This is a genomic window from Pantoea sp. MBD-2R (genome assembly GCF_039134845.1).
Taxonomy (GTDB): Bacteria; Pseudomonadota; Gammaproteobacteria; order Enterobacterales; family Enterobacteriaceae; genus Erwinia.
This window is the reverse complement of sequence record NZ_CP152417.1, coordinates 3,459,334-3,482,111: the sequence shown is the minus strand read 5'-3', so window position 1 is coordinate 3,482,111 and position 22,778 is coordinate 3,459,334. Positions and strand designations below refer to the sequence as shown.

The following is a 22,778-nucleotide window of genomic DNA, read 5'->3' as shown; positions in this document are numbered from 1 at the left end:
GGATGATGAGGAAATATCCGATCGCGGAATCATGTAAAATTATTGAACAACCCACGCCAGTGCTGAAGCCAATCGTTTGCGTAAAAAGGGTGCTTTCCGGCTATCCCTTAACGGGTAAAACAGTTTACACTGTTGGCCTTCGCCCAAACGGGCCGTTCAATGCCGAATATTTAGTTAGCTGAGTCAGGAGAAGCGGATGTTAAAGCGTGATATGAATATTGCCGATTATGATGCCGAGTTATGGCAGGCAATGGAGCAGGAAAAAGTGCGTCAGGAAGAGCACATCGAACTGATTGCTTCAGAAAACTACACCAGTCCGCGTGTTATGCAGGCGCAGGGGTCTCAGCTGACCAACAAATATGCCGAAGGGTATCCGGGCAAGCGTTATTACGGCGGCTGTGAATATGTTGATATCGTTGAGCAACTGGCTATCGATCGTGCCAAAGAGCTGTTCGGTGCCGATTACGCTAACGTGCAGCCACATTCTGGCTCGCAGGCCAACTTTGCCGTTTATACCGCGCTGCTACAGCCGGGCGACACCATTCTGGGGATGAACCTGGCGCACGGTGGCCACCTGACCCACGGTTCTCCGGTAAACCTGTCCGGCAAACTGTATAACGTTGTGCCTTACGGTATCGACGAAACCGGCAAAATCGATTACGACGATCTGGCTGCACAGGCGCAGAAGCATAAGCCGAAAATGATTATCGGTGGTTTCTCTGCTTACTCAGGCATCTGTGACTGGGCAAAAATGCGTGAAATCGCTGACAGCATCGGCGCTTACCTGTTTGTCGATATGGCGCACGTTGCGGGTCTGATCGCCGCAGACGTTTATCCTAACCCGCTGCCACACGCACACATCGTGACCACGACCACGCACAAAACGCTGGCTGGTCCACGCGGCGGCCTGATCCTGGCGAAGGGCGGCGACGAAGATCTGTATAAAAAACTGAACTCTGCTGTTTTCCCTGGCGGCCAGGGTGGCCCGCTGATGCACGTTATCGCCGGTAAAGCGGTCGCGTTAAAAGAAGCGATGGAGCCTGAGTTTAAGGTTTACCAGCAGCAGGTTGCTAAAAACGCCAAAGCGATGGTGGAAGTTTTCCTGGAGCGCGGTTACAAAGTGGTTTCCGGCGGAACTCATAACCACCTGTTCCTGCTGGATCTGGTTGATAAAAACCTGACCGGTAAAGAAGCTGATGCAGCTCTTGGCCGTGCGAACATTACGGTTAACAAAAACAGCGTACCTAACGATCCGAAAAGCCCGTTTGTAACTTCCGGTATCCGTATCGGTTCACCTTCCGTGACTCGCCGTGGCTTTAAAGAAGCTGAAGTACGCGAACTGGCTGGCTGGATCGTTGATATTCTTGACAATATCAACGATGAAGCGACCATTGAACGCGTGAAGAAGCAGGTTCTGGAAATCTGCGCACGCTTCCCTGTGTACGCTTAATCATGCCCGATTCCCTGCTATCCGGCAGGGAAGTCAGTGATCAATTAACGGGACTTAACGTCCCGTTAATTGATCTGAGCGTCCGAAAATCTGCACGCTAAATCTGTTTGCCGGAGGGAAAATGGCAATCCGTTCCGCCTGGTGGCTCGGCCTGGGCTACTTCACCTACTTTTTTGCCTACGGCGTCTGGCTACCGTTCTGGGCTGTCTGGCTAAAGGGCTCAGGGCTTGATGCAGAAAAAATCGGCCTGTTGTTAGGCGTGGGCATGGTCTCTCGTTTTATCGGTAGCTTGCTGATCGCTTCCCGCATTACTCATCCTTCCCGTCTGATTACCGCCCTACGTCTGCTGGCGTTATTATCGCTATTATTCACGCTGGGTTTCTTTATCCAGGCCTCCTGGATTTGGCTGCTGCTGGTGATGATCGGTTTTAACCTGCTTTTTTCACCCCTGGTGCCGCTGAGCGATGCGCTGGCAGCCACATGGCAGCGGCAGATTGCTATGGCATATGGCCCGGTCAGGCTGTGGGGATCGCTGGCGTTTGTTATCAGTTCCGCGCTGACGGGCGCGCTGGTCAGTGCCTTCTCTTATCAGGCAATCCTCATTATGCTTTGCATTGGCGTGGGCGCGATGGCGGCTGGCATGCTGCTGCGTCCTTCGGTTATGCCGCAAGGCGATGAGCGAGCAAGCAAAAAAGCGGGCTGGCCGGAGTGGAAGCAGCTGCTTCAGGAGAACGCCGTCTGGCGGTTTTTACTCTGCGTTACCCTGATGCAGGGCGCACATGCGGCCTATTATGGCTTCAGCGCCATCTGGTGGCAGGAGGCTGGCTATTCCGCCAGCATCGTCGGCTATCTTTGGTCGCTGGGCGTGGTGGCAGAAATCGTCGTATTTGCCGCAAGCAATCGCTTATTCCGCCGCTGGACCGCGCGCGATCTTCTGCTGCTTTCAGGTGTTTGCGCAATCGTCCGCTGGAGCCTGCTTGCTTCAACCACGTCACTGCCCTGGCTGGTGGTAGGGCAGATCCTTCACTGCGGCAGCTTCACCATTTGCCATCTGGCCGCGATGCGCTTTATTGCTGCACGGCAAGGGGGCGAGGTTATTCGCTTGCAGTCTGCCTATTCAGCGCTGGCAATGGGCGGCGGTATTGCGGTGATGACGATGGTGTGCGGCGTCCTGTTTCAGCATTTGCATGGCAACGTGTTCTGGGTGATGGCAGCGCTGGTGGTGCCCGCCTTGCTGCTGCGTCCCAAGTTGCAACCTTCAGGACTCCAGCAGTAGCCTGATACGCTGTTGCTGATGGGGCTGCAATGGCAGCTCGGCATGGATTAACGGCGGCGAATAGAGCGGCAGAGGCGTGGCGTAAGGCGTAATAACCAGCGCCACGCCTTTTGGCGCGCTGTTGCTTTGGTACTCTGCCACGTCAAGATACTTGATATTCAGAGGCAGCAGCGTCAGCTCTCTCAGCTGCTGTTCTACCTCCTTTTCCAGTGCAGCATCTTTTCCTGTCAGTAAAAGAATTTGCTTCTCCTGCAAAACATTTTCCTGCATCAGCCACGCGCCAAAAAGGATCGCAATCAGGCCGAGTTCTTCCGGTGAAAACGTCAGGTTGTAGCGCTGTTCAAAAGCCTTTACTGCTGCCTGAGTGGTGCGCAGTAATTTGGGATAAAGCCGGGGAACTTCTTCCGTCAGGCTGTTATCAATCCTGATGCCAAACAGACAGCGTTCGAGCGCTTGCGCAAGATGGGTATAGAGGCGGTCACAAAGCCCTTGTTCATTACAAAAGCGGTTAGCAGACAGCGCCTGAAAATGCGCAATCATCTCTCTGACCCCCGCCAGTAACTCCCTCTCGTAATCATAACGGATTTCTGTGGTCACCGGCGCATGAAGCTGGCTGAGCAGTAAAGCAAATAACCAGACTTCACTGGCGTCAGGTGCCGGATGGCAGCGTTTTTGCCAGTGGCGCACGATTTCTTCCGCTAGCTGATGTTCTGCACGCCCGTTCAGCCAGCTGCGCTGCGAGTCGGTAAAATCGGTAGAGGCGCGGCGACAGAGCGAGTGCTGTATAAAAAGCTGTAAAAATTGACGATCGCGGCTGCTGAAGTCACGGGAAAGTCCCAGTGCACAATGCTGTACCAGCGCCTGGAGGTTATGTTCATCATAAAGCGCTTTTTCCGTCTGCATCCTTTTCAGATGCTGCTTCAGGGCCGGAGAAAACTGTTGTTGAACGAAATCGGGTACCAGCCGGAGTGCACGGCGCAGCCAGTGCAGCAGGCAAAGACGCTGATCCAGTTCAGCACCGATAAGACCATAGTGTCCGCTTGCTTCATGGCGCAGGACAAGCCGATGATAGTGCTGGATTTTTGCTGCCACCTCCGCTATATCTTGCCGGGCAGTGGAATCATCCACGCTGTTCACCTTGCAGATTGTCTCCAGCGTGACAGCGGCATTCGGAAGATAAAATAGCAAAAGCAGATGGCAGTGACGCTGCGGACTGGAAAGTGCAGCAGGCGCTGATGGCGGTAAAATCATCTTCTGCATTCCCAGTTAAAGTAACATCGCTAAGAATAGCGTGATTGCCTCCCGCTGCGTCCTGAGACGCCAGATTTATTCTTAGCTTTTAAGGCAGGTCACAGAATTTTTGCTAACAGGTGAAAGGAATATAAATTGTTACGTTATAACGTATTCTGTTTTCGTCCCTTTATTGCTTTAATGATTGCGGTGGCACCACAAGCCTGGAGCCATCCTCACAGTTTTATTTCAATGCAAACCACGCTGGTTCATCAAGGCAATCAGCTTACCGGCTTGAAAATGCATTGGGTGATGGATGCGATTACCTCTGCCGATTTACTCTATGATGCCGGACAGGCAAAATCTGACTCGGTGGTGTGGAAAAAACTGGCAGCGGAAGTGATGGCTAACGTGTTGGCACAGCATTATTTCACCGAGTTCTGGCATGAAGGCAAAGCGGTAAAATTTGATAACTTACCGCCAGAATATCGTTTGCTGCGCCAGGGCAATCAGGCGGTGCTGGAATTTGTGCTTCCTCTGGGCGAGCCGCAGCCGCTCAAGGGCCAGCGCTATACTTTTTCAACTTTCGATCCAACCTATTTTGTTGATATGACCTTTGATTCCGAAAAATCTCTCCATATCCCTGCTGAACTTGCTCAGCAGTGTCAGTTCAGTCTGAAAACGCCCAACCCGAACGCGTCTGTACAGGCGTATGCGCTATCGCTCGATAAAGCCGATGCGCCACCGGAGGATAGGGAACTTGGCAGAGAGTTTGCCCAAGCGGTGACGCTGACATGTCAGTAATCATCACGCAGCAAAAAACGCCGCGCGGCTGGCGGCAGTTCTGGCCGATCATCCTGCTGCTGTTGGCGTTGATTATTGGGGCAGGAGTGGTCTGGCTGCACTGGTCGCAGATTTTACTGCAAACCATCTTCTGGCAGAGGAATTTGCATGCAGAGATGACCATGTTGATGCAGCAGGTCGTCGCTCATCCTCATCAGGTTGGCTTGACGCTGCTGGGATTCAGCCTGATTTATGGCGTATTGCATGCACTGGGGCCGGGTCACGGCAAAGTGGTAATCGCGACGTTTCTGGCGACGCATCCTTTGAAACTTAAAACCAGCCTGCAACTGACGCTGGCGGCGGCGCTTTTGCAAGGCGCTGTTGCGGTTGTACTGGTAACGGTGATGCTAACGGTATTGCAGCTTTCTTCGCGCCAGCTGCATCTCGGCAGCTACTGGCTGGAGAAGGGCAGTTATTTACTGGTGATTGTACTCGGAGCCTGGCTGAGCTGGCGCGCAGTAAGAAAGATGCTGCAAATTTTAAAAAAACCAGCGCGCACTTTCCATCGCCTGACGCCACTCACTCATCAGCACAGTGCGGACTGCGGCTGCGGGCACCAGCATGTGCCGGACAGTGAATCCGTTAACAAAGCGGTGAATATCAGAACAAAAATCATGGTGGTGTTATCCATGGGGCTACGGCCCTGTTCTGGCGCGCTGATGATGCTGCTGTTTGCAAAAGTGATTGGCGTTTACTGGTGGGGGGTTTTATCGGCAATGGTCATGGCTGCGGGAACGGCACTCACGGTTTCTGCCATGGCTTTACTGGTGCACATTTCTCGTTCGCTGGCGCTGAAGTTAAGTCGTGGGTCGTTACAAGGCTGGCAAAAAATGGGATTAGCCTGCCTGTCGCTGACCGGAGGCTTATTGCTGGTAGTGATGGGGATCGTGCTGTGGCTTACGGCGCAACCGGCCTTGTCGGGTGGCATCAGGCCGCTGTTTATGCGTTAAAAAAGGGCTGAAGTTATCCTTCAGCCCTTATCAACTATTGCGAACTTAGCGCTTCAGCGCTTCGCTCAGTTCGTCACGCATGGTAGCCAGCATAGATTTCACTACGCGTGGATTACCCGCAACGATATTGCCAGAGTGCAGATAACCGTGAGCGCCAACAAAGTCGGTCACCAGGCCACCCGCTTCACGAACCAGCAGTTCGCCCGCAGCAAAGTCCCATGGCTTCAGGCCGATTTCAAAGTAGCCATCTACGCGGCCCGCAGCAACATACGCCAGATCCAGCGCCGCTGAACCGTTACGACGGAAATCAGCACACTGAGTGAACAGCTTACCAATGATGTTGATGTAAGGCGTGGCATGCTGCTTCAGTTTGAACGGGAAGCCGGTTGCCAGAATGGTGCCATCCAGATCGCGAGCAGTGCTGCCGCGCAGACGATAACCGTTCAGCTGCGTACCCTGACCACGAACCGCGCTAAACAGCTCATTGCGCATTGGATCGTAAACCACGGCAACTTCGGTACGGCCTTTGATGCGTACCGCGATGGACACGGAGAAGTGAGGCAGACGCTTAATGAAGTTAGTGGTGCCATCCAGTGGATCGATAACCCATTGTACATCCTGGTCTGTACCTGCTAATTCACCACTTTCTTCGGAAATGATGGTGTGTTGCGGATAAGACTTGCGAATCACCTCAATAATCAGGCGCTCAGCGTCGCGATCAACATTGGTAACGAAGTCGTTGGTGCCTTTCTGGGTGGCTTCAACGGCGTCTGGAGTTTCGTAATTCTTGGCAATTAAATTACCGGCCTTGCGCGCAGCGCGCACGGCGATGTTGAGCATCGGATGCATCGGTCTCTCTCACTGGATGTTAAAGAACGGGAAAACGGCGCGGATTATAGCAGGGGGTTCGGTAAAAGTCCTGAAAATATGTTAGCATCCTCAAATTATCTCACAGACCTGAATTCCTATGCTCTCGAATATCCGAATTGTGCTGGTGGAAACCTCTCACACTGGCAACATGGGTTCTGTCGCTCGCGCGATGAAAACCATGGGTTTAACAAACCTTTACCTGGTCAACCCACTCGTCAAACCTGACTCCCAGGCGATTGCGCTGGCTGCCGGTGCCAGCGATGTTATTGGCGAAGCCCACATCGTGGATACCCTTGACGAAGCTTTGACAGGGTGTAGCCTGGTCGTGGGTACCAGCGCCCGTTCCCGTTCGCTTCCCTGGCCGATGCTCGATCCACGCGAATGCGGCATCAAGAGCGTACAGGAAGGCGAGCAGGCCCCGGTGGCACTGGTCTTTGGCCGCGAGCGCGTTGGCCTGACCAATGAAGAACTGCAAAAGTGTCATTATCATGTCGCTATTGCGGCTAACCCGGAATACAGCTCGCTCAACCTGGCGATGGCGGTGCAGATCATCGCTTACGAAGTGCGTATGGCATTTTTACAATCGCAGGAACAGAGAGCAGAACAGCCAGACTTTGAAGCGTCACCGTATCCGCTGGTCGACGACCTCGAGCGTTTTTATCAGCATATGGAACAGATGATGGTAAAAAGCGGCTTTATCCGTGAAGGCAGCCCGGGGCAGGTGATGAGCAAGATGCGTCGCCTCTATACCCGTGCGCGCCCGGAGCGTGACGAGCTGAACATTCTGCGCGGCATGCTTTCTTCGCTGGAAAAACCGAAAGGCGATAAATAGCGCAAAAAAACAGCATAGCGGCAGCAATAGTTGAGTGAAATACCAGGTTAAATACTTGAGTGAAACACTTGGTTAAATAGTTGAGTGTTTTACTTGGTTAAATAGTTGACCAAATCACTCGGGAATGTCAGACTCACGACCATCATTTGTTCACGCCAACCAGGCTACAACCGAGGTCGTTTACGCCATGAGACTGACATCCAAAGGCCGTTATGCCGTTACCGCTATGCTCGACGTTGCTCTTCATTCTCACGAAGGTCCAGTGCCGTTAGCTGATATTTCTGAACGCCAGGGCATCTCCCTGTCTTATCTGGAACAGCTGTTTTCTCGCCTGCGCAAAAATGGTCTGGTGGCCAGCGTTCGCGGTCCGGGCGGTGGTTATCTGCTGGGTAAAGAGTCGAACGCGATTGCTGTCGGTGCGGTAATTACTGCCGTGGATGAGTCCGTTGACGCGACCAAATGCCAGGGTAAAGAAGGTTGTCAGGGCGGCGAGCGTTGTCTGACTCACGTGCTGTGGCGCGATCTGAGCGAACGCATTAGCGATTTCCTCAACAACATTACGCTGGCTGAACTGGTTAACAACCAGGAAATCCTGGACGTTGCAGACCGTCAAAATTCTACTGAAAAAGCACGCGTGCCTAACACCCGCGTGCATGAAACCATTAACGTCAATCTGCGTGCCTGATTAAAGCGGCAGCGAAACTTGTCGTCCCCTACCCTGTGGGGCGACAGAAACTGACGAGCCAGTCAGAACGCATTGAATGACATACATTTTATTGTGATGTACGGAGTTCAAGAGCAATGAAAGTACCGATTTACCTGGATTACGCCGCTACCACTCCCGCCGACCCCCGCGTCGCTGAAAAAATGATGCAGTTCCTGACGATGGACGGCACGTTTGGTAATCCAGCTTCCCGCTCTCACCGCTTCGGCTGGCAGGCAGAAGAAGCTGTTGATGTCGCCCGCAACCAAATCGCAGAACTGATTGGCGCCGATCCGCGTGAAATTGTTTTCACTTCTGGCGCAACTGAATCAGACAATCTGGCGATTAAAGGTGCCGCACATTTCCATCAGGAAAAAGGGCGCCACATCATCACCAGCCAGACAGAACACAAAGCGGTACTGGATACCTGTATTCAGCTTGAGCGCGAAGGTTTTACGGTGACTTATCTTGCGCCTCAACCCAACGGCATTATTGATCTGAACGAGCTGGAAGCCGCGATGCGTGATGACACCATCCTGGTTTCCATCATGCACGTTAATAATGAAACCGGCGTGGTGCAGGACATTGCCGCTATCGGCGAGCTGTGCCGCTCACGAGATATCCTCTTTCATGTTGATGCGACTCAAAGCCTGGGGAAACTTCCGGTAGACGTCAGCCAGCTGAACGTCGATCTGATGTCGTTTTCAGCCCATAAACTCTATGGACCAAAAGGCATCGGTGGCCTGTATGCGCGCCGGAAGCCCCGCATTCGTATTGAGGCTCAAATTCACGGCGGCGGTCATGAGCGCGGCATGCGTTCCGGAACGCTACCGGTGCATCAAATTGTCGGCATGGGGGAAGCCTACCGGATTGCCAGAGAAGAAATGGCGGAAGAATCGGCCCGTCTCGCCGGACTTCGCCAGAGGCTGTGGCAGGGGATCAGCGGCATTGAGGAAATTTATCTGAATGGCGATCTGGAAAAGGGCGCACCCAACATTCTGAACGTCAGCTTTAACTATGTTGATGGTGAATCACTGATAATGGCGCTGAAAGATTTAGCGCTTTCTTCCGGTTCAGCCTGTACTTCAGCCAGCCTTGAACCGTCCTACGTGCTGCGCGCGCTGGGTCTGGATGACGAACTTGCCCACAGTTCATTGCGTTTTTCACTGGGCCGCTTCACCACCCGCGAAGAAATTGATTACGCAGTTGAACTGGTTGGCAAATCAATCCAGCGCCTGCGTGAGCTGTCACCCCAGTGGAAAGCTTTTAAAGCCAGCGTCCTGGGCAGCCAGGCATCCTCTCTGCGTTCCTGATTTTCGACACTTCTGTGCTATTGCATTGATTTAACGGGCTGCTGTTTTAGCCCGTTTTTTATGATTTCTGTTAGTCTGGTTAAATGAATCTCAAGAAAGGTTTATTGTAGTGTCCGACTTTGAACACGGACCACGATTTATTTTCTAACAAGGAACCATGCGATGACCACAACGCCAATGAACATTTTGCTGTCAACGGCAGCGGCGGATGCACGCTGGGGCGAGAAAGCGACCCTGACCAGCAACGACAGCGGCATGACTATTCATTTAACCGGTAACGATGCGTTAACGACTATCCAGCGAGCGGCACGCAAGATTGATGCGCAGGGAATTCGTCACGTTAGCCTGCGTGGCGACTGGGATCTGGAACAAAGCTGGGCATTCTGGCAGGGCTATCGCGGCCCGAAAGGCGAACGAAAAGTAGAATGGGCCACGCTTAACGAGCAGGACCGGGCCGAATTCGATCGCCGCAGCAAAATTATCGATTGGGTACGCGATACCATTAATTTACCCGCCGAAGATCTCAGTCCGTCCCAGCTGGCACAGCGTGCGGTGGATTTACTGAGTGAGGTAGGCAACGAAAAAGTCAGCTATCGCATTACCAAAGGCGACGATCTGCGTTTACAGGGATATGCGGGCCTGCACACCGTTGGGCGCGGTTCAACCCGTAATCCGGCGCTGCTGGTGCTTGACTACAATCCAACCGGCGATGACAGCGCGCCCGTTTTTGCCTGCCTGGTGGGCAAAGGCATTACCTTTGATACCGGCGGTTACAGCCTTAAGCCAAGCGGCTCAATGGACTCCATGAAATCAGACATGGGCGGTGCAGCTACGCTTACCGGCTCGCTGGCGCTGGCTATCAGTCGTGGCCTTAATAAACGCGTCAAGCTTTATCTGTGCTGCGCGGATAACATGGTGAGCGGCAATGCTTTCCGTCTTGGCGATATCATTCGCTACCGCAATGGCAAATCCGTGGAAGTCATGAACACCGATGCGGAAGGGCGACTGGTACTTGCTGATGGCCTGATTGACGCCAGCGAGCAGAACCCACAGTTGCTGATTGATGCGGCAACGCTTACCGGCGCAGCCAAAACTGCACTGGGCAATGATTACCATGCCTTGTTCAGCTTTGACGATGAGCTGGCCCACTCTTTACTGGGAAGCGCCACGGCAGAAAACGAACCGTTCTGGCGTCTGCCGCTGGCGGAATTCCATCGCAGCTATCTGCCGTCGAACTTTGCCGATCTGAACAATATTGCGGCACCTTCACACACTGCGGGTGCCAGCACCGCGGCCGCTTTCCTGTCGCATTTTGTTAAAAACTACCAGAAAGGCTGGCTGCATATTGACTGTTCGGCCACCTACCGCAAAGGTGCTGTCGATCAGTGGCCTGCGGGGGCGACCGGTCTGGGCGTGCGCACCGTAGCCAACCTGCTGTTGAAATAGTACCCAACCCGGCCGGATGCATCTGGCCGGGTTGTTCGAACCTTTTACTGGAAGCAACCAATGAATGACACTAACCAGCGCCTTGAAGAGGTGCTGAAGCTGGCGGCAACGGAGCCGGCACACCGTCCTGAGTTCTTTTCATTACTGATGGCCGCCAGCGTTTGGGTTCCAGGCGAGCAGGAACAAACGGACGCTGAGCCGGCGCAGGTCGATCTGGAGCACTGGGAGAAAGAGGATGGCAGCAGCATTATTCCTTTCTTCACCTCTTTAGCTGCAATGGAGCAGGCCGTTACTTCTGCCCAGCCTTTTCTGGTAATGCCGGTGCACACGCTGTTTAGCCTGACGCAGGGCGAAACCTTATTCCTGAACCCAAAGCTTCCTGCCGGGAAAGAATTCAGCCCGCGCGAAATTACCAGCCTGTTAGGTGAGGGCGGTAATGCGCTTAGCCAGCAAAGCGTACTGGAAGGGGGTACATCCCTGCTGCTTTCTGAAATTGCCAAGCCGCCGGAACAGGTAATTGCTTCATTAACGCAGCTTTTCGCTAAACATAAGCAGGTTCGCCGTGCCTGGGTTGCTCATATCAAAGAAGCGCCGGAAGATCGGCCAAATCTGCTCATTGGCATTGAGGCCGACAGCGATATCGAAAATATCATTCAGGCAGCAGGAAGCGTCGCGACAGATACCCTGCTGGATGACGAGCCGGTAGACATTTGCGAAGTGATTGAGGGTGAAAAGGGTATCAGCCACTTCTTTATGGCGCACATCACGCCGTTTTATGAACGCCGGTGGGGCAGCTTTCTGCGCGATTTCAAAAGCAGTAATTAAGCCGTTTATTGCTAACCGCTCCGATCGTTACTGGTCAGAGCGGTTCACTTTTTTAAGGTAATTGTTAATGTTTACTGCGCTTCGCCAACAGCGAGCGGTAAATCATCACGGCTTCCCCATTCGCCCCACGAACCGTCATACAGCGTAACGTCAGTTACCCCCAGCGTATTCAACGCCAGAATGACGACAACTGCGGTGACGCCGGAGCCACAGCTGGCCACAATCGGCCGATCGAGCTTCAGACCCTGCTGCTGGAAGATCGCTTTTAACGCTTCCGGTGATTTTAACTGACCGTTTTCGACCAGATCGTTCCACGGTACGTTTCGGCTGCCGGGAATATGCCCACGCAGCAGACCAGGACGAGGCTCGTCGACTTCTCCCCTGAAACGATTTCCTGCTCGTGCATCGACAAGCTGTGCGCTGCCTTCATGGCTGATTAGCATCACATCGGTCACGCGTTTCACGACGGCGGGATCAAAGCTGGCCTCAAATTCCGCTTCCGGTAGAGAAACCGCGCCTTTCGTCAGCGGCAAACCGGCGTCGGTCCAGGCCTTCAGCCCGCCCGCCAGTATAGAGACTTCTTCCACGCCGAACTGGCGCAGCATCCACCAGGCACGGGGCGCAGAGAACAGATTACCTTCGTCATAAACAATCAAATGCTTGTCGCTGCCGATCCCCAGTTCCCGCATAGCGACAGCAAAAGCCTCGGCGCGCGGCAGCATATGTGGATAAGGGCTGGTGTGATCGGAAAGGGCTTCAATATCGAAAAAGGGCGCGTCCGGCAGATGCCCGGACTGATATTCGGCGACGATATCGCGCACGTTTTCCTGACCTGGCGGCAGCATACGCGCGTCCAGTACCTGAATATCATCATCAGAAAAATGTTCCGCCAGCCAGTCGGCGGTCACAAAGAAAGAGGTAGTCATAGCGGCCTCGCTGTGGATGTCATTGTGCTGAGTGTCAACCATCCTGGCGGGCATCACAAGAGGTTGTGCATTTTTGCGCCCGGATTAATCAAAAACCTGACGATACCTCGAAAAATCAGTAAAAAAGCGCAAATAGCAGCAACAACGTTCAAAATGGAGTAATTTTGTTCAAATATCGGAAAGGCCGTTATAAACGTAAGGAAATGAAAGGCACTTTTTTAATGATTTGTTGAATCTCCGATAGGCAAGCCCGGCTATGCCCCCTATAATCGGCGCCATTTTCCCGGCCGGGGAGGCTTTTCACCGGCTACACTCGACATCAAACAGGGGTCCACATGACTATTGAACGTACTTTTTCTATCGTAAAACCAAACGCGGTGGCAAAAAACGTAATTGGTGCCATTTTTAACCGTTTTGAAAGCGCTGGCTTCAAAATCGTTGGCACCAAAATGCTGCACCTGACCAAAGAACAGGCTGAAGGTTTCTACGCTGAACACCAGGGCCGTCCTTTCTTCGACGGTCTGGTTGAATTCATGACTTCTGGCCCGGTAGTGGTTTCCGTGCTGGAAGGTGAGAACGCTGTACAGCGTCACCGCGATCTGATGGGTGCAACTAACCCGGATAACGCTCTGGCGGGTACTCTGCGTGCAGATTACGCTGACAGCTTCACCGAAAACGCTACTCACGGTTCAGATTCTGCTGAGTCTGCTGCTCGTGAAATCGCGTTTTTCTTCGGTGAAAACGAAGTGTGCCCACGCACTCGCTAAGATTATTTGCAGTGTGGAAGACCAGGGCGTTTACAATTTATTTGTTTGACGCACTTTAACCTGCTGTTCCACACTTGTACAATAATGCGCCCCTGATGAGTTCGCTCAACGGGGGCGTTTCATTTATACCCGCTATCTTTCAATTTGCAGATGCGTTGGCTGCCTTCACTCACCCCAATCACTTACCACAGTAAGCTCATGGGGGGTCACTCAGCTGCCGCCTTCTTGCAGTTCGAAATCTATCTGGTATGTATTATTCACTCCCCAGCGCCATAACGTGTAATAACGAGGCCAGAGAAAATTATGTCTGAACATATTGTGACTCCGTCGTCTGCATCACCTGCTATCGCCACGCCAAAAAAAGAAAAAATCAACCTGCTCGATTTGAACCGTCAGCAAATGCGTGAATTTTTTGCCAGCCTGGGTGAAAAACCGTTCCGCGCCGATCAGGTAATGAAGTGGATTTATCACTACTGCTGTGATGATTTCGACGAGATGACCGACATCAATAAAGTTTTCCGCGGCAAGCTGAAAGAGCTGGCCGAAATTCGCGCGCCGGAAGTTGCAGAAGAGCAACGCTCGGCAGATGGCACCATTAAATGGGCGATTACCGTTGGCGGCCAGCAGGTCGAAACGGTTTATATCCCGGAAAAAGATCGCGCCACCCTGTGCGTTTCATCCCAGGTAGGCTGTGCACTTGAATGTAAATTCTGCTCTACGGCGCAGCAGGGCTTTAACCGCAATCTGCGCGTATCAGAAATTATTGGCCAAGTCTGGCGTGCCGCTAAAATCATTGGCGCATCAAAAATTACCGGCCAGCGTCCGATTACCAACGTGGTAATGATGGGCATGGGCGAACCCCTGCTGAACCTGAACAACGTTGTGCCAGCAATGGAAATCATGCTGGACGATTTTGGCTTTGGTTTGTCAAAACGCCGCGTAACGCTGTCGACCTCCGGCGTGGTTCCTGCGCTGGATAAGCTGGGCGATATGATTGACGTCGCGCTGGCCATTTCTCTGCACGCGCCAAACGATGCCATTCGCGACGAAATCGTGCCGATCAATAAAAAGTACAATATCGAAACTTTCCTGAATTCCGTTGCACGCTATATCTCAAAATCTAACGCCAATCAGGGCCGGGTCACCATTGAATACGTCATGCTGGATCACGTGAATGACAGCACCGATAACGCCCATGAGCTGGCGGCGTTGCTGAAAGATACGCCATGCAAAATCAACCTAATCCCGTGGAACCCCTTCCCGGGAGCACCTTATGGTCGCAGTTCGAACAGTCGCATCGATCGCTTCTCTAAAGTGTTGATGGATTACGGATTTACCACTATTGTGCGTAAGACTCGTGGTGATGATATTGACGCGGCTTGCGGGCAGCTGGCGGGTGAGGTTATTGACCGTACCCGTCGTACGATGCGTAAGAAAATGGCCGGTGAAGCCATTTCTGTGAAAGCGCTCTGAAACCTGAGTTTTAACCGGCTTATCGTCTGTCAGCCGTGATGTGTCTGGAGTACCATCGCCACCTGTTTATCAGGAGGCGATATGGGTAAAGGATTCCCGATCTGGCTGGCTGTGTTATTGTTTTCGGGCTGTACGGCACCGGTACAACGCAGCGAGCTGGTGGAGACACGGCTACAATTAGGGCTCGATTATCTGGCACTGGGCGAACTGCCGTTTGCGCGACGTAATTTGCAGCAGGCGTTGACGCTGGCCCCTCAGGATTATCGCTGCCAGCTAGCGATGGCACGGTACTTCCAGCAGGCTGGCGATGTGTCTGCCGCGGACGCACGTTACCAGGCGGCACGCCGTCTGGCCGGAGAAAACCGTGACGTAATCAATAATTACGGTGCGTTTCTCTGTCGTTTAGGGCAGTATGATGCGGCTCAGCAGCAGTTCAGTAAAGCGGCTGACGGTGCCGAAAACAGCGGGCGTGCTGATGCAGTTGAAAATGCTGGCTACTGTTATCTCCATGCGGGAGAGCAGCAAAAGGCAAAGGAAGCGCTCATTAAGGCTACCCGGCACGATCCGCAGAGAGGCGCTGCTTTGCTGGCAGAAGCCGAAAGGCGATTTGGAAAGAAGGAGCGCACCGCAACGCGGCTCCTGTTAGATGTTTATCAACACAACTTTACTGCCTCGGCAGAAAGCCTGTGGTTAGAGATTCGCTTCGCCGCGCAGGCAGAGCAGCCCGCAAGCGTAAAGCTTGCCGGAGAGCAGCTGGCGCGAAATTTTCCACAATCGATACAGTACCTGCATTTTTTAGCTAATGAATACTGAAGCCACTCAAGATAAATCAGCAGTAAATTCAACAGGCGAGCGCCTGCGTGGGGCCCGTGAACAAATGGGTCTGACTCAGCAGAACGTTGCAGAGCGCCTTTGCCTGAAACTTTCCACCGTACGGGACATTGAAGAAGATAAAGCGCCGGCAGATTTGGCGTCGACCTTCCTGCGTGGCTACATTCGTTCCTATGCTCGTCTGGTTCATGTACCCGAAGAGGAGCTGCTGCCGATGATGGCGAAGCAGGCTCCAGTGCGTGCCGCCAAAGTGGAACCGATGCAGAGTTTTTCACTGGGCAAAAGGCGGAAAAAACGCGACGGCTGGTTGATGATTTTCACCTGGCTGGTGCTGTTTGTTGTGGTCGGTCTGACCGGTGCCTGGTGGTGGCAAAATCATAAAGCCGCGCAGGACGATTTGGTTTCGATGGCCGATCAGAATGTGTCAACGTCGGACGGTAACAGCCAGTCAATCCCGCTGAACGATAGCGGTGCCGACAGTACGCCGCCGACCGAGACGACGCCAGCGCCAGCCCCGGCTGAAACCTCATCCGCACCTGCTGTCGCACCGGCAGCGGAGCAACCGGCATCGACCACTAATGCTGCTGCCGCCCAGCAGCAGCCTGCGGCCGTTTCGCCTTCCCAGGCGCCGGTTGACAATACCAGCAATGGACAAATGCCTACCGGCACTGCAGGCGTTAGCGCGCCTGCAGCCGATCCTTCTGCTCTGGTTATGAACTTCAATAAAGACTGCTGGCTGGAAGTCACCGATGCGACAGGAAAAAAACTGTTCAGCGGAATGCAGCGCAGTGGTGGTAAACTCAGTCTCGCCGGCACCGCACCTTATCGCCTGAAAATTGGCGCGCCAGGCGCAGTCCAGATCCAGTACCAGGGACAGCCGGTCGATCTGAGTCGTTTCATCCGTACCAACCAGGTTGCCCGCCTCACAGTCGGTGCGCATTAACGCATCTTCTGGTCGCGAGTAATTTCGGAGAAAGAATATGCATAACGAAGCACCCATTATCCGTCGCAAATCAAAGCGAATTTACGTCGGCAAGGTGCCAGTGGGCGACGGCGCACCTATAGCCGTACAGTCCATGACCAACACGCGAACCACTGACGTGGAAGCCACGGTCAGACAAATTAAGGCGCTTGAGCGCGTCGGCGTGGACATTGTTCGCGTTTCTGTTCCTACCATGGATGCTGCTGAAGCTTTCCGCCTGATCAAACAGCAGGTGGATGTCCCGCTGGTTGCCGATATCCACTTTGACTATCGCATTGCGCTGAAGGTTGCCGAATACGGCGTCGACTGCCTGCGTATCAATCCCGGCAACATCGGTAACGAAGAACGCATCCGTCAGGTTGTCGACTGCGCACGCTATAACAATATCCCTATTCGCATCGGCGTGAATGCAGGCTCGCTGGAAAAAGATTTGCAGGAGAAGTACGGCGAACCTACGCCGCAGGCTCTGCTGGAATCTGCCATGCGCCATGTCGATCACCTCGATCGTCTTAACTTCGATCAGTTCAAAGTCAGCGTAAAAGCATCAGACGTCTTCCTGGCGGTTGAGTCTTATCGTTTGCTGGCTAAGCAGATCGATCAGCCTTTGCATCTCGGCATTACGGAAGCGGGCGGCGCGCGCGCCGGTTCAGTGAAATCCGCTATTGGACTGGGACTGCTGCTGGCAGAAGGCATCGGCGATACGCTGCGTATTTCGCTGGCGGCCGATCCGGTGGAAGAGGTGAAGGTTGGGTTTGATATCCTCAAATCCCTGCGCATTCGCTCTCGTGGCATTAACTTTATTGCCTGTCCAACCTGCTCTCGTCAGGAATTTGACGTGATCGGCACGGTCAATGCCCTTGAAGAGCGTCTGGAGGACATCATTACGCCAATGGATATTTCCATTATCGGTTGCGTGGTGAATGGCCCGGGCGAAGCGCTGGTGTCGACCATGGGCGTGACCGGCAGCAACAAGAAAAGCGGCTTTTATGAGGATGGCGTACGCCTCAAGGAGCGTTTGGATAATGACAACATGATCGATCAGCTGGAAGCCCGTATTCGTGCCAAAGCCTCGATGATGGATGAGTCCCGCCGCATTGACGTACAGCAAGTCGAAAAATAAATCGTATTTGCGGAGCTGAATTAAGCGCAGCAGACAGGCCTGCTGGCCGGTGAGCGTGTCTTGGTTCAGTTCCCAGTATTAAGAAGAGAAGAAAAGTGGCGAAGAATATTCAGGCAATTCGCGGGATGAACGATTACCTGCCCGCGGACACCGTCGTATGGCAACGCATTGAGCAGATCCTCAAGCAGGTGCTGGCCAGCTATGGTTATAGCGAAATCCGCCTGCCGATTGTAGAGCAGACCCCGTTATTCAAGCGCGCTATCGGTGAAGTCACCGACGTGGTTGAAAAAGAGATGTATACCTTTGACGATCGCAACGGCGAAAGCCTGACGCTGCGTCCGGAAGGGACGGCAGGCTGCGTGCGTGCCGGCATCGAACACGGTCTGCTGTACAATCAGGAACAGCGTCTGTGGTATATCGGTCCGATGTTCCGCTACGAACGTCCGCAGAAAGGGCGCTATCGCCAGTTCCATCAGATCGGCGCGGAAGTTTTCGGCTTGCAGGGGCCGGATATCGATGCTGAGCTGATTATGATGACGGCCCGCTGGTGGAAAGCGCTGGGCATCGCCGATCACGTTCGTCTTGAGCTGAACTCTATTGGTTCACTGGAAGCGCGGGCTGACTATCGTGATGCGCTGGTCGCCTTCCTGGAAGCACATAAAGACGTGCTGGATGAAGATTGCAAACGCCGCATGTACAGCAACCCGCTGCGTGTGCTGGACAGCAAAAATCCAGACGTGCAGGCGCTGCTGAACTCGGCGCCGGTGCTGGGTGATTATCTGGATACCGAATCACGTGAACACTTTGATGGTCTGTGCGAACTGCTTGATGCAGCTGGCATTGCCTATACCGTGAATCAGCGTCTGGTGCGCGGCCTCGATTACTACAACCGTACCGTTTTTGAATGGGTGACCAGCAGCCTGGGCGCTCAGGGTACCGTCTGTGCCGGTGGACGCTACGATGGCCTGGTTGAACAGCTTGGCGGCCGGGGCACACCTGCCGTCGGTTTTGCTATGGGCCTGGAGCGTTTGGTGCTGCTGGTTCAGGCAGTTAATCCGGAATTTGAACCGACGCGCATTGTCGATGTCTATGTTATCGCTTCAGGGCAAGGCGTGCAGTCCGCCGCGATGCAGCTGGCTGAACGGCTTCGTGATGCTGACCCGTCTTTAAAGTTGATGACCAATTTTGGCGGCGGTAATTTCAAGAAGCAGTTCGGCCGTGCAGATAAGTGGGGCGCACGCGTGGCGCTGGTACTGGGCGAAGCGGAAGTTGCTAACGGTCAGGTAGTGATTAAAGATTTGCGTAACGGCGAGCAGCAGACGCTGGATCAGCATGATGCAGCGAGCACGCTGGCAGCAATGCTGCAGCAGGCCGACGTTTAAAGGAGAAGGTGCGCGTGGAAGTTTATAGCAACGAAAACGAACAGGTCGATGCGTTAAAAGGCTTTTTTGCTCAGAACGGTAAAGCGCTGGTAGTCGGCGTCATTCTGGGCATTGGTGCGCTGGCGGGCTGGCGTTACTGGAGCACTCATCAGGATGGCAGCAGCCGCGAAGCATCGGCTCGTTATCAGCAGGTCTCTACCGCGCTGGACGCCAGTAAGCCTGAGACGCTGAACGCGGCCGCGAAGTTTGCCAGTGAAAACAGCAACACCTACGGTGCGCTGGCGTCGCTGGATCTGGCTAAGCGCTATGTTGACAGTAATCAACTGGATAAAGCCGCTGCACAGCTGCAATCGGGCCTGAAAGCGACGAAAGATGCGAATTTGCAGGCGGTATTGAATCTGCGCCTGGCGCGTATTCAGCTACAGCAGAAGCAGCCGGACGACGTGCTGAAAACTCTCGATGCCATTAAAGGCGACGGCTGGACCGCAATCATTGCTGATGTGCGTGGTGAAGCCCTGCTTAGCAAAGGCGACAGCAAAGGCGACAGCAAAGGCGCGCGCGATGCCTGGAGCAAAGGCATTGCCTCTGACGCGTCTCCGGCGCTGAAAGAGATGCTGCAGATGAAAATGAATAATTTGCCGGGCTAACGGCCTGAGTAAAAAAATTGCCTCAACAGGCTCAAGAGGGATTTCATGGAATTGCGTAAGATACTTCTGCCGGGACTGATTTCAGTCACCTTACTCAGCGGATGTTCATGGTTCAGCGGTGAAGAAGACGTGGTAAAAATGTCGCCGCTGCCTAAGGTCGAAAATCAGTTCACTCCGGAAAAAGTCTGGAGCACATCCGTTGGCGATGGCGTGGGTGATTATTACTCTAACCTGCATCCGGCCTGGGCAGACAGTACCGTTTATGCGGCCGATCGTTTCGGCATTGTGAAAGCGGTCAATGCGGGCGACGGTAAAGAACAGTGGAAGGTCGATCTCTCTGAAAAGACGGGTTTCTTCTCAAAGAATCTTCCTGCATTGCTTTCAGGCGGTGTCTCTGTTGACGGCGGCCATGCTTATGTAGGAAGCGAGCGCGGTCAGGTTTATGCGCTTAACACCAGCGACGGTTCGATTGCCTGGCAGACAAAAGTCGCCGGTGAAGTGCTTTCCCGCCCGGTAGCCAGCGATGGCCTGGTGCTGATCCATACCAGCAACGGCATGTTGCAGGGGCTGGATCAAAGCAGCGGCGTCGTGAAGTGGACAGTCAATCTGGACGTGCCTGCGCTGTCACTTCGTGGTGAATCTGCGCCGGTAACTGCTTTTGGTGCGGCAATCGTCGGTGGTGACAACGGACGCGTTAGCGCGGTGATGATGAACCAGGGCCAGATTATCTGGCAGCAGCGTATCTCCCAGCCTGGCGGCGCGACCGAAATCGATCGTCTGTCAGATGTAGATACCACCCCGGTTGTTGTTGACGGCGTGGTTTATGCGCTGGCCTATAACGGTACGCTTTCTGCGATGGACCTGCGCTCAGGGCAGATCATGTGGAAACGTGAGATTGGTTCCGTACACAATATTATTGTTGATGCGGGCCATATTTACCTTGTCGATCAGGATGACCGCGTCGTGGCGTTGAACACTGACGGTGGCGTGACGGTTTGGCGTCAGAGCGATCTGTTGCACCGCAACCTGACCTCACCGGTGCTGTACAATGGCTATCTGGTGGTTGGCGACAGCGAAGGCTATCTGCACTGGATCAATACGACCGACGGCCGCTTTGTAGCTCAGCAGAAAGTGGACAGCTCGGGTTTCCAGACTGAACCGGTTGTTGCCAGCGATAAGCTGCTGATTCAGTCGAAAGACGGTGAAGTTTACGCTTTTACCCGCTAATATTACGGCATTAGCGATGCTCTGTAACGGCTCCTGATTCGTCAGGGGCCGTTTCGTTTTTCTCTGGGCGTGGTATTCTTTACGCCTTCAGCCTGCGTGTGCGTCAGCAACCTCTGTTTGCCGTCGTTAAGCGATCAAGGCTCTATTTTTTTGTAATGAGGCTTCAATATGGTACCTGTGGTCGCGCTGGTCGGGCGTCCCAATGTGGGAAAATCCACCCTGTTTAACCGTCTTACGCACACGCGAGATGCGCTGGTGGCGGATTTTCCTGGGCTAACCCGTGACCGTAAATATGGTCGCGCCGAGGTCGAAGGGCGGGAATACATTTGTATTGATACCGGTGGTATCGATGGCAATGAAGAGGGCGTAGAAACCCGTATGGCCGAACAGTCCCTGTTAGCAATCGAAGAAGCTGATGTGGTGCTGTTTATGGTTGATGCTCGTGCCGGCCTGATGCCTGCCGACCAGGCCATTGCCCAACATCTGCGTTCGCGTCAGAAACCGACTTTCCTGGTCGCCAACAAAACCGACGGCATGGATCCTGATTCCGCCGTAGTCGACTTCTTTGCACTGGGCCTGGGTGATATTCATCCTATCGCCGCTTCTCATGGACGCGGTGTTAACAGCCTCCTTGAGATGGTGCTGCTGCCGTGGATGGAAAAAGTCGAGCCACCGCGCGAGCTGACGGAAGAAGAAGAAAACGCCGCATACTGGGCGGATCTGGAAGAAAAAGAGGGTGAAGAAGGGCTGGAAGAGCCGGAAGATGACTTCAACCCGTTGGATCTGCCGATCAAACTGGCTATCGTTGGGCGTCCTAACGTAGGTAAGTCAACGCTTACTAACCGTATTCTCGGCGAAGACCGCGTTGTGGTTTACGACATGCCGGGTACCACGCGTGACAGTATCTACATCCCCATGGAACGCGATGGCCGTGAGTATATTCTGATCGATACGGCTGGCGTGCGTAAACGTGGCAAGATTACTGAAACTGTCGAGAAGTTCTCGGTAATCAAAACCCTGAAGGCAATTGAAGACTCTAACGTCGTCCTGCTGGTTATCGATGCGCGCGAAGGGATTTCCGATCAGGATCTGTCACTGCTGGGCTTTATCCTGAACAGCGGCCGCTCTCTGGTGATTGTGGTCAATAAGTGGGACGGCATGACGCAGGAAGCGCGTGATGAAGTGAAAGAAGCACTGGATCTGCGTCTTGGCTTTATCGACTTTGCTCGCGTGCACTTTATTTCTGCTCTGCACGGCAGCGGCGTAGGCAACCTGTTTGAATCCGTCACCGAAGCGTATGATTGTGCGACCCGTCGTGTGAACACCTCCATGCTGACCCGCATCATGAACATGGCAGCTGACGATCATCAGCCACCGCTGGTGCGTGGTCGCCGCGTGAAGCTGAAATATGCGCACGCGGGGGGCTATAACCCACCGATTGTAGTGATCCACGGCAACCAGGTGAAAGATTTAGCGGACTCCTATAAACGCTACCTGATGAACTACTTCCGTCGTTCACTGGAAGTGATGGGCACGCCAATCCGTATTCAGTTTAAGGAAGGCGACAACCCGTTTGCCGGTAAGCGTAACCTGCTGACGCCTAATCAGCAGCGCAAGCGTAAGCGTCTGATGAGCCATCTGAAGAAAAATAAACGTTAATCCACAAGGGGGCCAATCGGCCCCCT

Annotated in this window: 21 protein-coding genes; 18 read left to right on the top strand and 3 right to left on the bottom strand. The window is 53.6% G+C overall.

The genetic code is table 11. The features are described 5' to 3' along the window. Window positions 1-196 precede the first annotated feature (196 nt). Together glyA and AAGQ96_RS15930 are read left to right on the top strand one after the other, a co-directional pair. On the top strand, window positions 197-1,450 hold the full coding sequence (glyA, locus tag AAGQ96_RS15935) for a serine hydroxymethyltransferase (RefSeq protein ID WP_147199216.1): 1,254 nt from the start codon (window positions 197-199) through the stop codon (window positions 1,448-1,450). A 121-nt stretch (window positions 1,451-1,571) separates the two neighbouring features. Continuing rightward, entirely contained in the window at window positions 1,572-2,726 is a 1,155-nt protein-coding gene (locus tag AAGQ96_RS15930) for a 3-phenylpropionate MFS transporter (protein WP_342754026.1), read from the top strand. On the opposite strand, the gene csiE is transcribed toward AAGQ96_RS15930, so the two are convergent. After that, entirely contained in the window at window positions 2,709-3,986 is a 1,278-nt protein-coding gene (gene csiE / locus AAGQ96_RS15925; RefSeq protein ID WP_342754025.1) for a stationary phase inducible protein CsiE, read from the bottom strand. The genes AAGQ96_RS15930 and csiE overlap by 18 nt on opposite strands. 171 nt (window positions 3,987-4,157) lie before the next feature. Between csiE and AAGQ96_RS15920 the strand changes: the two genes are divergently transcribed. Further along, window positions 4,158-4,760: a DUF1007 family protein gene (locus tag AAGQ96_RS15920; protein ID WP_342755579.1), complete on the top strand. Its 603-nt coding sequence runs from the start codon at window positions 4,158-4,160 to the stop codon at window positions 4,758-4,760. Next, window positions 4,751-5,749 carry a nickel/cobalt transporter gene (locus AAGQ96_RS15915; RefSeq protein ID WP_342754024.1) on the top strand — a complete coding sequence of 333 codons (999 nt, stop codon included), beginning with the start codon at window positions 4,751-4,753 and terminating at the stop codon, window positions 5,747-5,749. Before AAGQ96_RS15920 ends, AAGQ96_RS15915 begins: the two co-directional genes overlap by 10 nt. A 45-nt stretch (window positions 5,750-5,794) precedes the next feature. On the opposite strand, the gene suhB is transcribed toward AAGQ96_RS15915, so the two are convergent. Continuing rightward, window positions 5,795-6,598 carry an inositol-1-monophosphatase gene (gene suhB / locus AAGQ96_RS15910; protein WP_147199208.1) on the bottom strand — a complete coding sequence of 268 codons (804 nt, stop codon included), beginning with the start codon at window positions 6,596-6,598 and terminating at the stop codon, window positions 5,795-5,797. 118 nt (window positions 6,599-6,716) lie between these two features. Between suhB and trmJ the strand changes: the two genes are divergently transcribed. The 5 genes from trmJ to sseB all read left to right on the top strand — a co-directional run bounded on the left by trmJ (window position 6,717) and on the right by sseB (window position 11,738). Beyond that, on the top strand, window positions 6,717-7,451 hold the full coding sequence (gene trmJ / locus AAGQ96_RS15905; protein WP_342754023.1) for a tRNA (cytosine(32)/uridine(32)-2'-O)-methyltransferase TrmJ: 735 nt from the start codon (window positions 6,717-6,719) through the stop codon (window positions 7,449-7,451). 187 nt (window positions 7,452-7,638) lie between these two features. Further along, window positions 7,639-8,136 (top strand): Fe-S cluster assembly transcriptional regulator IscR, encoded by a 498-nt coding sequence (iscR, locus tag AAGQ96_RS15900; protein WP_147199204.1) that lies wholly within the window; start codon window positions 7,639-7,641, stop codon window positions 8,134-8,136. 116 nt (window positions 8,137-8,252) lie between these two features. Continuing rightward, window positions 8,253-9,467 (top strand): IscS subfamily cysteine desulfurase, encoded by a 1,215-nt coding sequence (locus AAGQ96_RS15895; protein WP_342754022.1) that lies wholly within the window; start codon window positions 8,253-8,255, stop codon window positions 9,465-9,467. Between the two features lie 162 nt (window positions 9,468-9,629). Further along, the gene (gene pepB / locus AAGQ96_RS15890) at window positions 9,630-10,913 is read left to right on the top strand and encodes an aminopeptidase PepB (RefSeq protein ID WP_342754021.1); all 1,284 of its coding nucleotides are present in this window, start codon (window positions 9,630-9,632) and stop codon (window positions 10,911-10,913) included. Window positions 10,914-10,973: 60 nt separating this feature from the next. Next, entirely contained in the window at window positions 10,974-11,738 is a 765-nt protein-coding gene (sseB, locus tag AAGQ96_RS15885; protein ID WP_342754020.1) for an enhanced serine sensitivity protein SseB, read from the top strand. 71 nt (window positions 11,739-11,809) lie between these two features. On the opposite strand, the gene sseA is transcribed toward sseB, so the two are convergent. After that, window positions 11,810-12,664 (bottom strand): 3-mercaptopyruvate sulfurtransferase, encoded by an 855-nt coding sequence (sseA, locus tag AAGQ96_RS15880; RefSeq protein WP_342754019.1) that lies wholly within the window; start codon window positions 12,662-12,664, stop codon window positions 11,810-11,812. Between the two features lie 335 nt (window positions 12,665-12,999). Here sseA and ndk point away from each other — a divergent pair, with 335 nt between their 5' ends. From ndk to der, 9 genes are all read left to right on the top strand, one after another. Next, window positions 13,000-13,431, top strand: a complete 432-nt coding sequence (gene ndk / locus AAGQ96_RS15875; protein ID WP_147199195.1) for a nucleoside-diphosphate kinase — start codon at window positions 13,000-13,002, stop codon at window positions 13,429-13,431. A gap of 303 nt (window positions 13,432-13,734) precedes the next feature. Beyond that, entirely contained in the window at window positions 13,735-14,904 is a 1,170-nt protein-coding gene (locus tag AAGQ96_RS15870) for a bifunctional tRNA (adenosine(37)-C2)-methyltransferase TrmG/ribosomal RNA large subunit methyltransferase RlmN (protein ID WP_147199193.1), read from the top strand. Window positions 14,905-14,985: 81 nt separating this feature from the next. Further along, window positions 14,986-15,717, top strand: coding sequence for a type IV pilus biogenesis/stability protein PilW (gene pilW / locus AAGQ96_RS15865; RefSeq protein WP_147199191.1), 732 nt, complete (start codon window positions 14,986-14,988; stop codon window positions 15,715-15,717). Further along, window positions 15,707-16,678 (top strand): cytoskeleton protein RodZ, encoded by a 972-nt coding sequence (rodZ, locus tag AAGQ96_RS15860; protein ID WP_342754018.1) that lies wholly within the window; start codon window positions 15,707-15,709, stop codon window positions 16,676-16,678. The genes pilW and rodZ overlap by 11 nt, the downstream gene beginning before the upstream one ends. A 37-nt stretch (window positions 16,679-16,715) precedes the next feature. Beyond that, entirely contained in the window at window positions 16,716-17,837 is a 1,122-nt protein-coding gene (ispG, locus tag AAGQ96_RS15855) for a flavodoxin-dependent (E)-4-hydroxy-3-methylbut-2-enyl-diphosphate synthase (RefSeq protein ID WP_147199188.1), read from the top strand. A 95-nt stretch (window positions 17,838-17,932) separates the two neighbouring features. Beyond that, window positions 17,933-19,219 (top strand): histidine--tRNA ligase, encoded by a 1,287-nt coding sequence (gene hisS / locus AAGQ96_RS15850; RefSeq protein WP_147199186.1) that lies wholly within the window; start codon window positions 17,933-17,935, stop codon window positions 19,217-19,219. 14 nt (window positions 19,220-19,233) lie between these two features. Further along, window positions 19,234-19,866 carry a YfgM family protein gene (locus tag AAGQ96_RS15845; protein WP_342754017.1) on the top strand — a complete coding sequence of 211 codons (633 nt, stop codon included), beginning with the start codon at window positions 19,234-19,236 and terminating at the stop codon, window positions 19,864-19,866. Window positions 19,867-19,911: 45 nt separating this feature from the next. Then, window positions 19,912-21,093 carry an outer membrane protein assembly factor BamB gene (gene bamB, locus AAGQ96_RS15840; RefSeq protein WP_342754016.1) on the top strand — a complete coding sequence of 394 codons (1,182 nt, stop codon included), beginning with the start codon at window positions 19,912-19,914 and terminating at the stop codon, window positions 21,091-21,093. Window positions 21,094-21,261: 168 nt separating this feature from the next. Next, entirely contained in the window at window positions 21,262-22,752 is a 1,491-nt protein-coding gene (gene der / locus AAGQ96_RS15835) for a ribosome biogenesis GTPase Der (protein ID WP_147199180.1), read from the top strand. Window positions 22,753-22,778 lie beyond the last annotated feature (26 nt).

Bases quoted from the DNA above. Each gene is read 5' to 3' on its own strand.
- sseA (WP_342754019.1), bottom strand. From the start codon at position 12,664: ATGACTACCTCTTTCTTTGTGACCGCCGACTGGCTGGCGGAACATTTT.
- pepB (WP_342754021.1), top strand. From the start codon at position 9,630: ATGACCACAACGCCAATGAACATTTTGCTGTCAACGGCAGCGGCGGAT.
- csiE (WP_342754025.1), bottom strand. From the start codon at position 3,986: ATGCAGAAGATGATTTTACCGCCATCAGCGCCTGCTGCACTTTCCAGT.
- AAGQ96_RS15870 (WP_147199193.1), top strand. From the start codon at position 13,735: ATGTCTGAACATATTGTGACTCCGTCGTCTGCATCACCTGCTATCGCC.
- rodZ (WP_342754018.1), top strand. From the start codon at position 15,707: ATGAATACTGAAGCCACTCAAGATAAATCAGCAGTAAATTCAACAGGC.
- AAGQ96_RS15930 (WP_342754026.1), top strand. From the start codon at position 1,572: ATGGCAATCCGTTCCGCCTGGTGGCTCGGCCTGGGCTACTTCACCTAC.
- suhB (WP_147199208.1), bottom strand. From the start codon at position 6,598: ATGCATCCGATGCTCAACATCGCCGTGCGCGCTGCGCGCAAGGCCGGT.
- ndk (WP_147199195.1), top strand. From the start codon at position 13,000: ATGACTATTGAACGTACTTTTTCTATCGTAAAACCAAACGCGGTGGCA.
- trmJ (WP_342754023.1), top strand. From the start codon at position 6,717: ATGCTCTCGAATATCCGAATTGTGCTGGTGGAAACCTCTCACACTGGC.
- AAGQ96_RS15895 (WP_342754022.1), top strand. From the start codon at position 8,253: ATGAAAGTACCGATTTACCTGGATTACGCCGCTACCACTCCCGCCGAC.
- ispG (WP_147199188.1), top strand. From the start codon at position 16,716: ATGCATAACGAAGCACCCATTATCCGTCGCAAATCAAAGCGAATTTAC.
- glyA (WP_147199216.1), top strand. From the start codon at position 197: ATGTTAAAGCGTGATATGAATATTGCCGATTATGATGCCGAGTTATGG.
- pilW (WP_147199191.1), top strand. From the start codon at position 14,986: ATGGGTAAAGGATTCCCGATCTGGCTGGCTGTGTTATTGTTTTCGGGC.
- AAGQ96_RS15920 (WP_342755579.1), top strand. From the start codon at position 4,158: ATGATTGCGGTGGCACCACAAGCCTGGAGCCATCCTCACAGTTTTATT.
- sseB (WP_342754020.1), top strand. From the start codon at position 10,974: ATGAATGACACTAACCAGCGCCTTGAAGAGGTGCTGAAGCTGGCGGCA.
- bamB (WP_342754016.1), top strand. From the start codon at position 19,912: ATGGAATTGCGTAAGATACTTCTGCCGGGACTGATTTCAGTCACCTTA.
- AAGQ96_RS15915 (WP_342754024.1), top strand. From the start codon at position 4,751: ATGTCAGTAATCATCACGCAGCAAAAAACGCCGCGCGGCTGGCGGCAG.
- der (WP_147199180.1), top strand. From the start codon at position 21,262: ATGGTACCTGTGGTCGCGCTGGTCGGGCGTCCCAATGTGGGAAAATCC.
- iscR (WP_147199204.1), top strand. From the start codon at position 7,639: ATGAGACTGACATCCAAAGGCCGTTATGCCGTTACCGCTATGCTCGAC.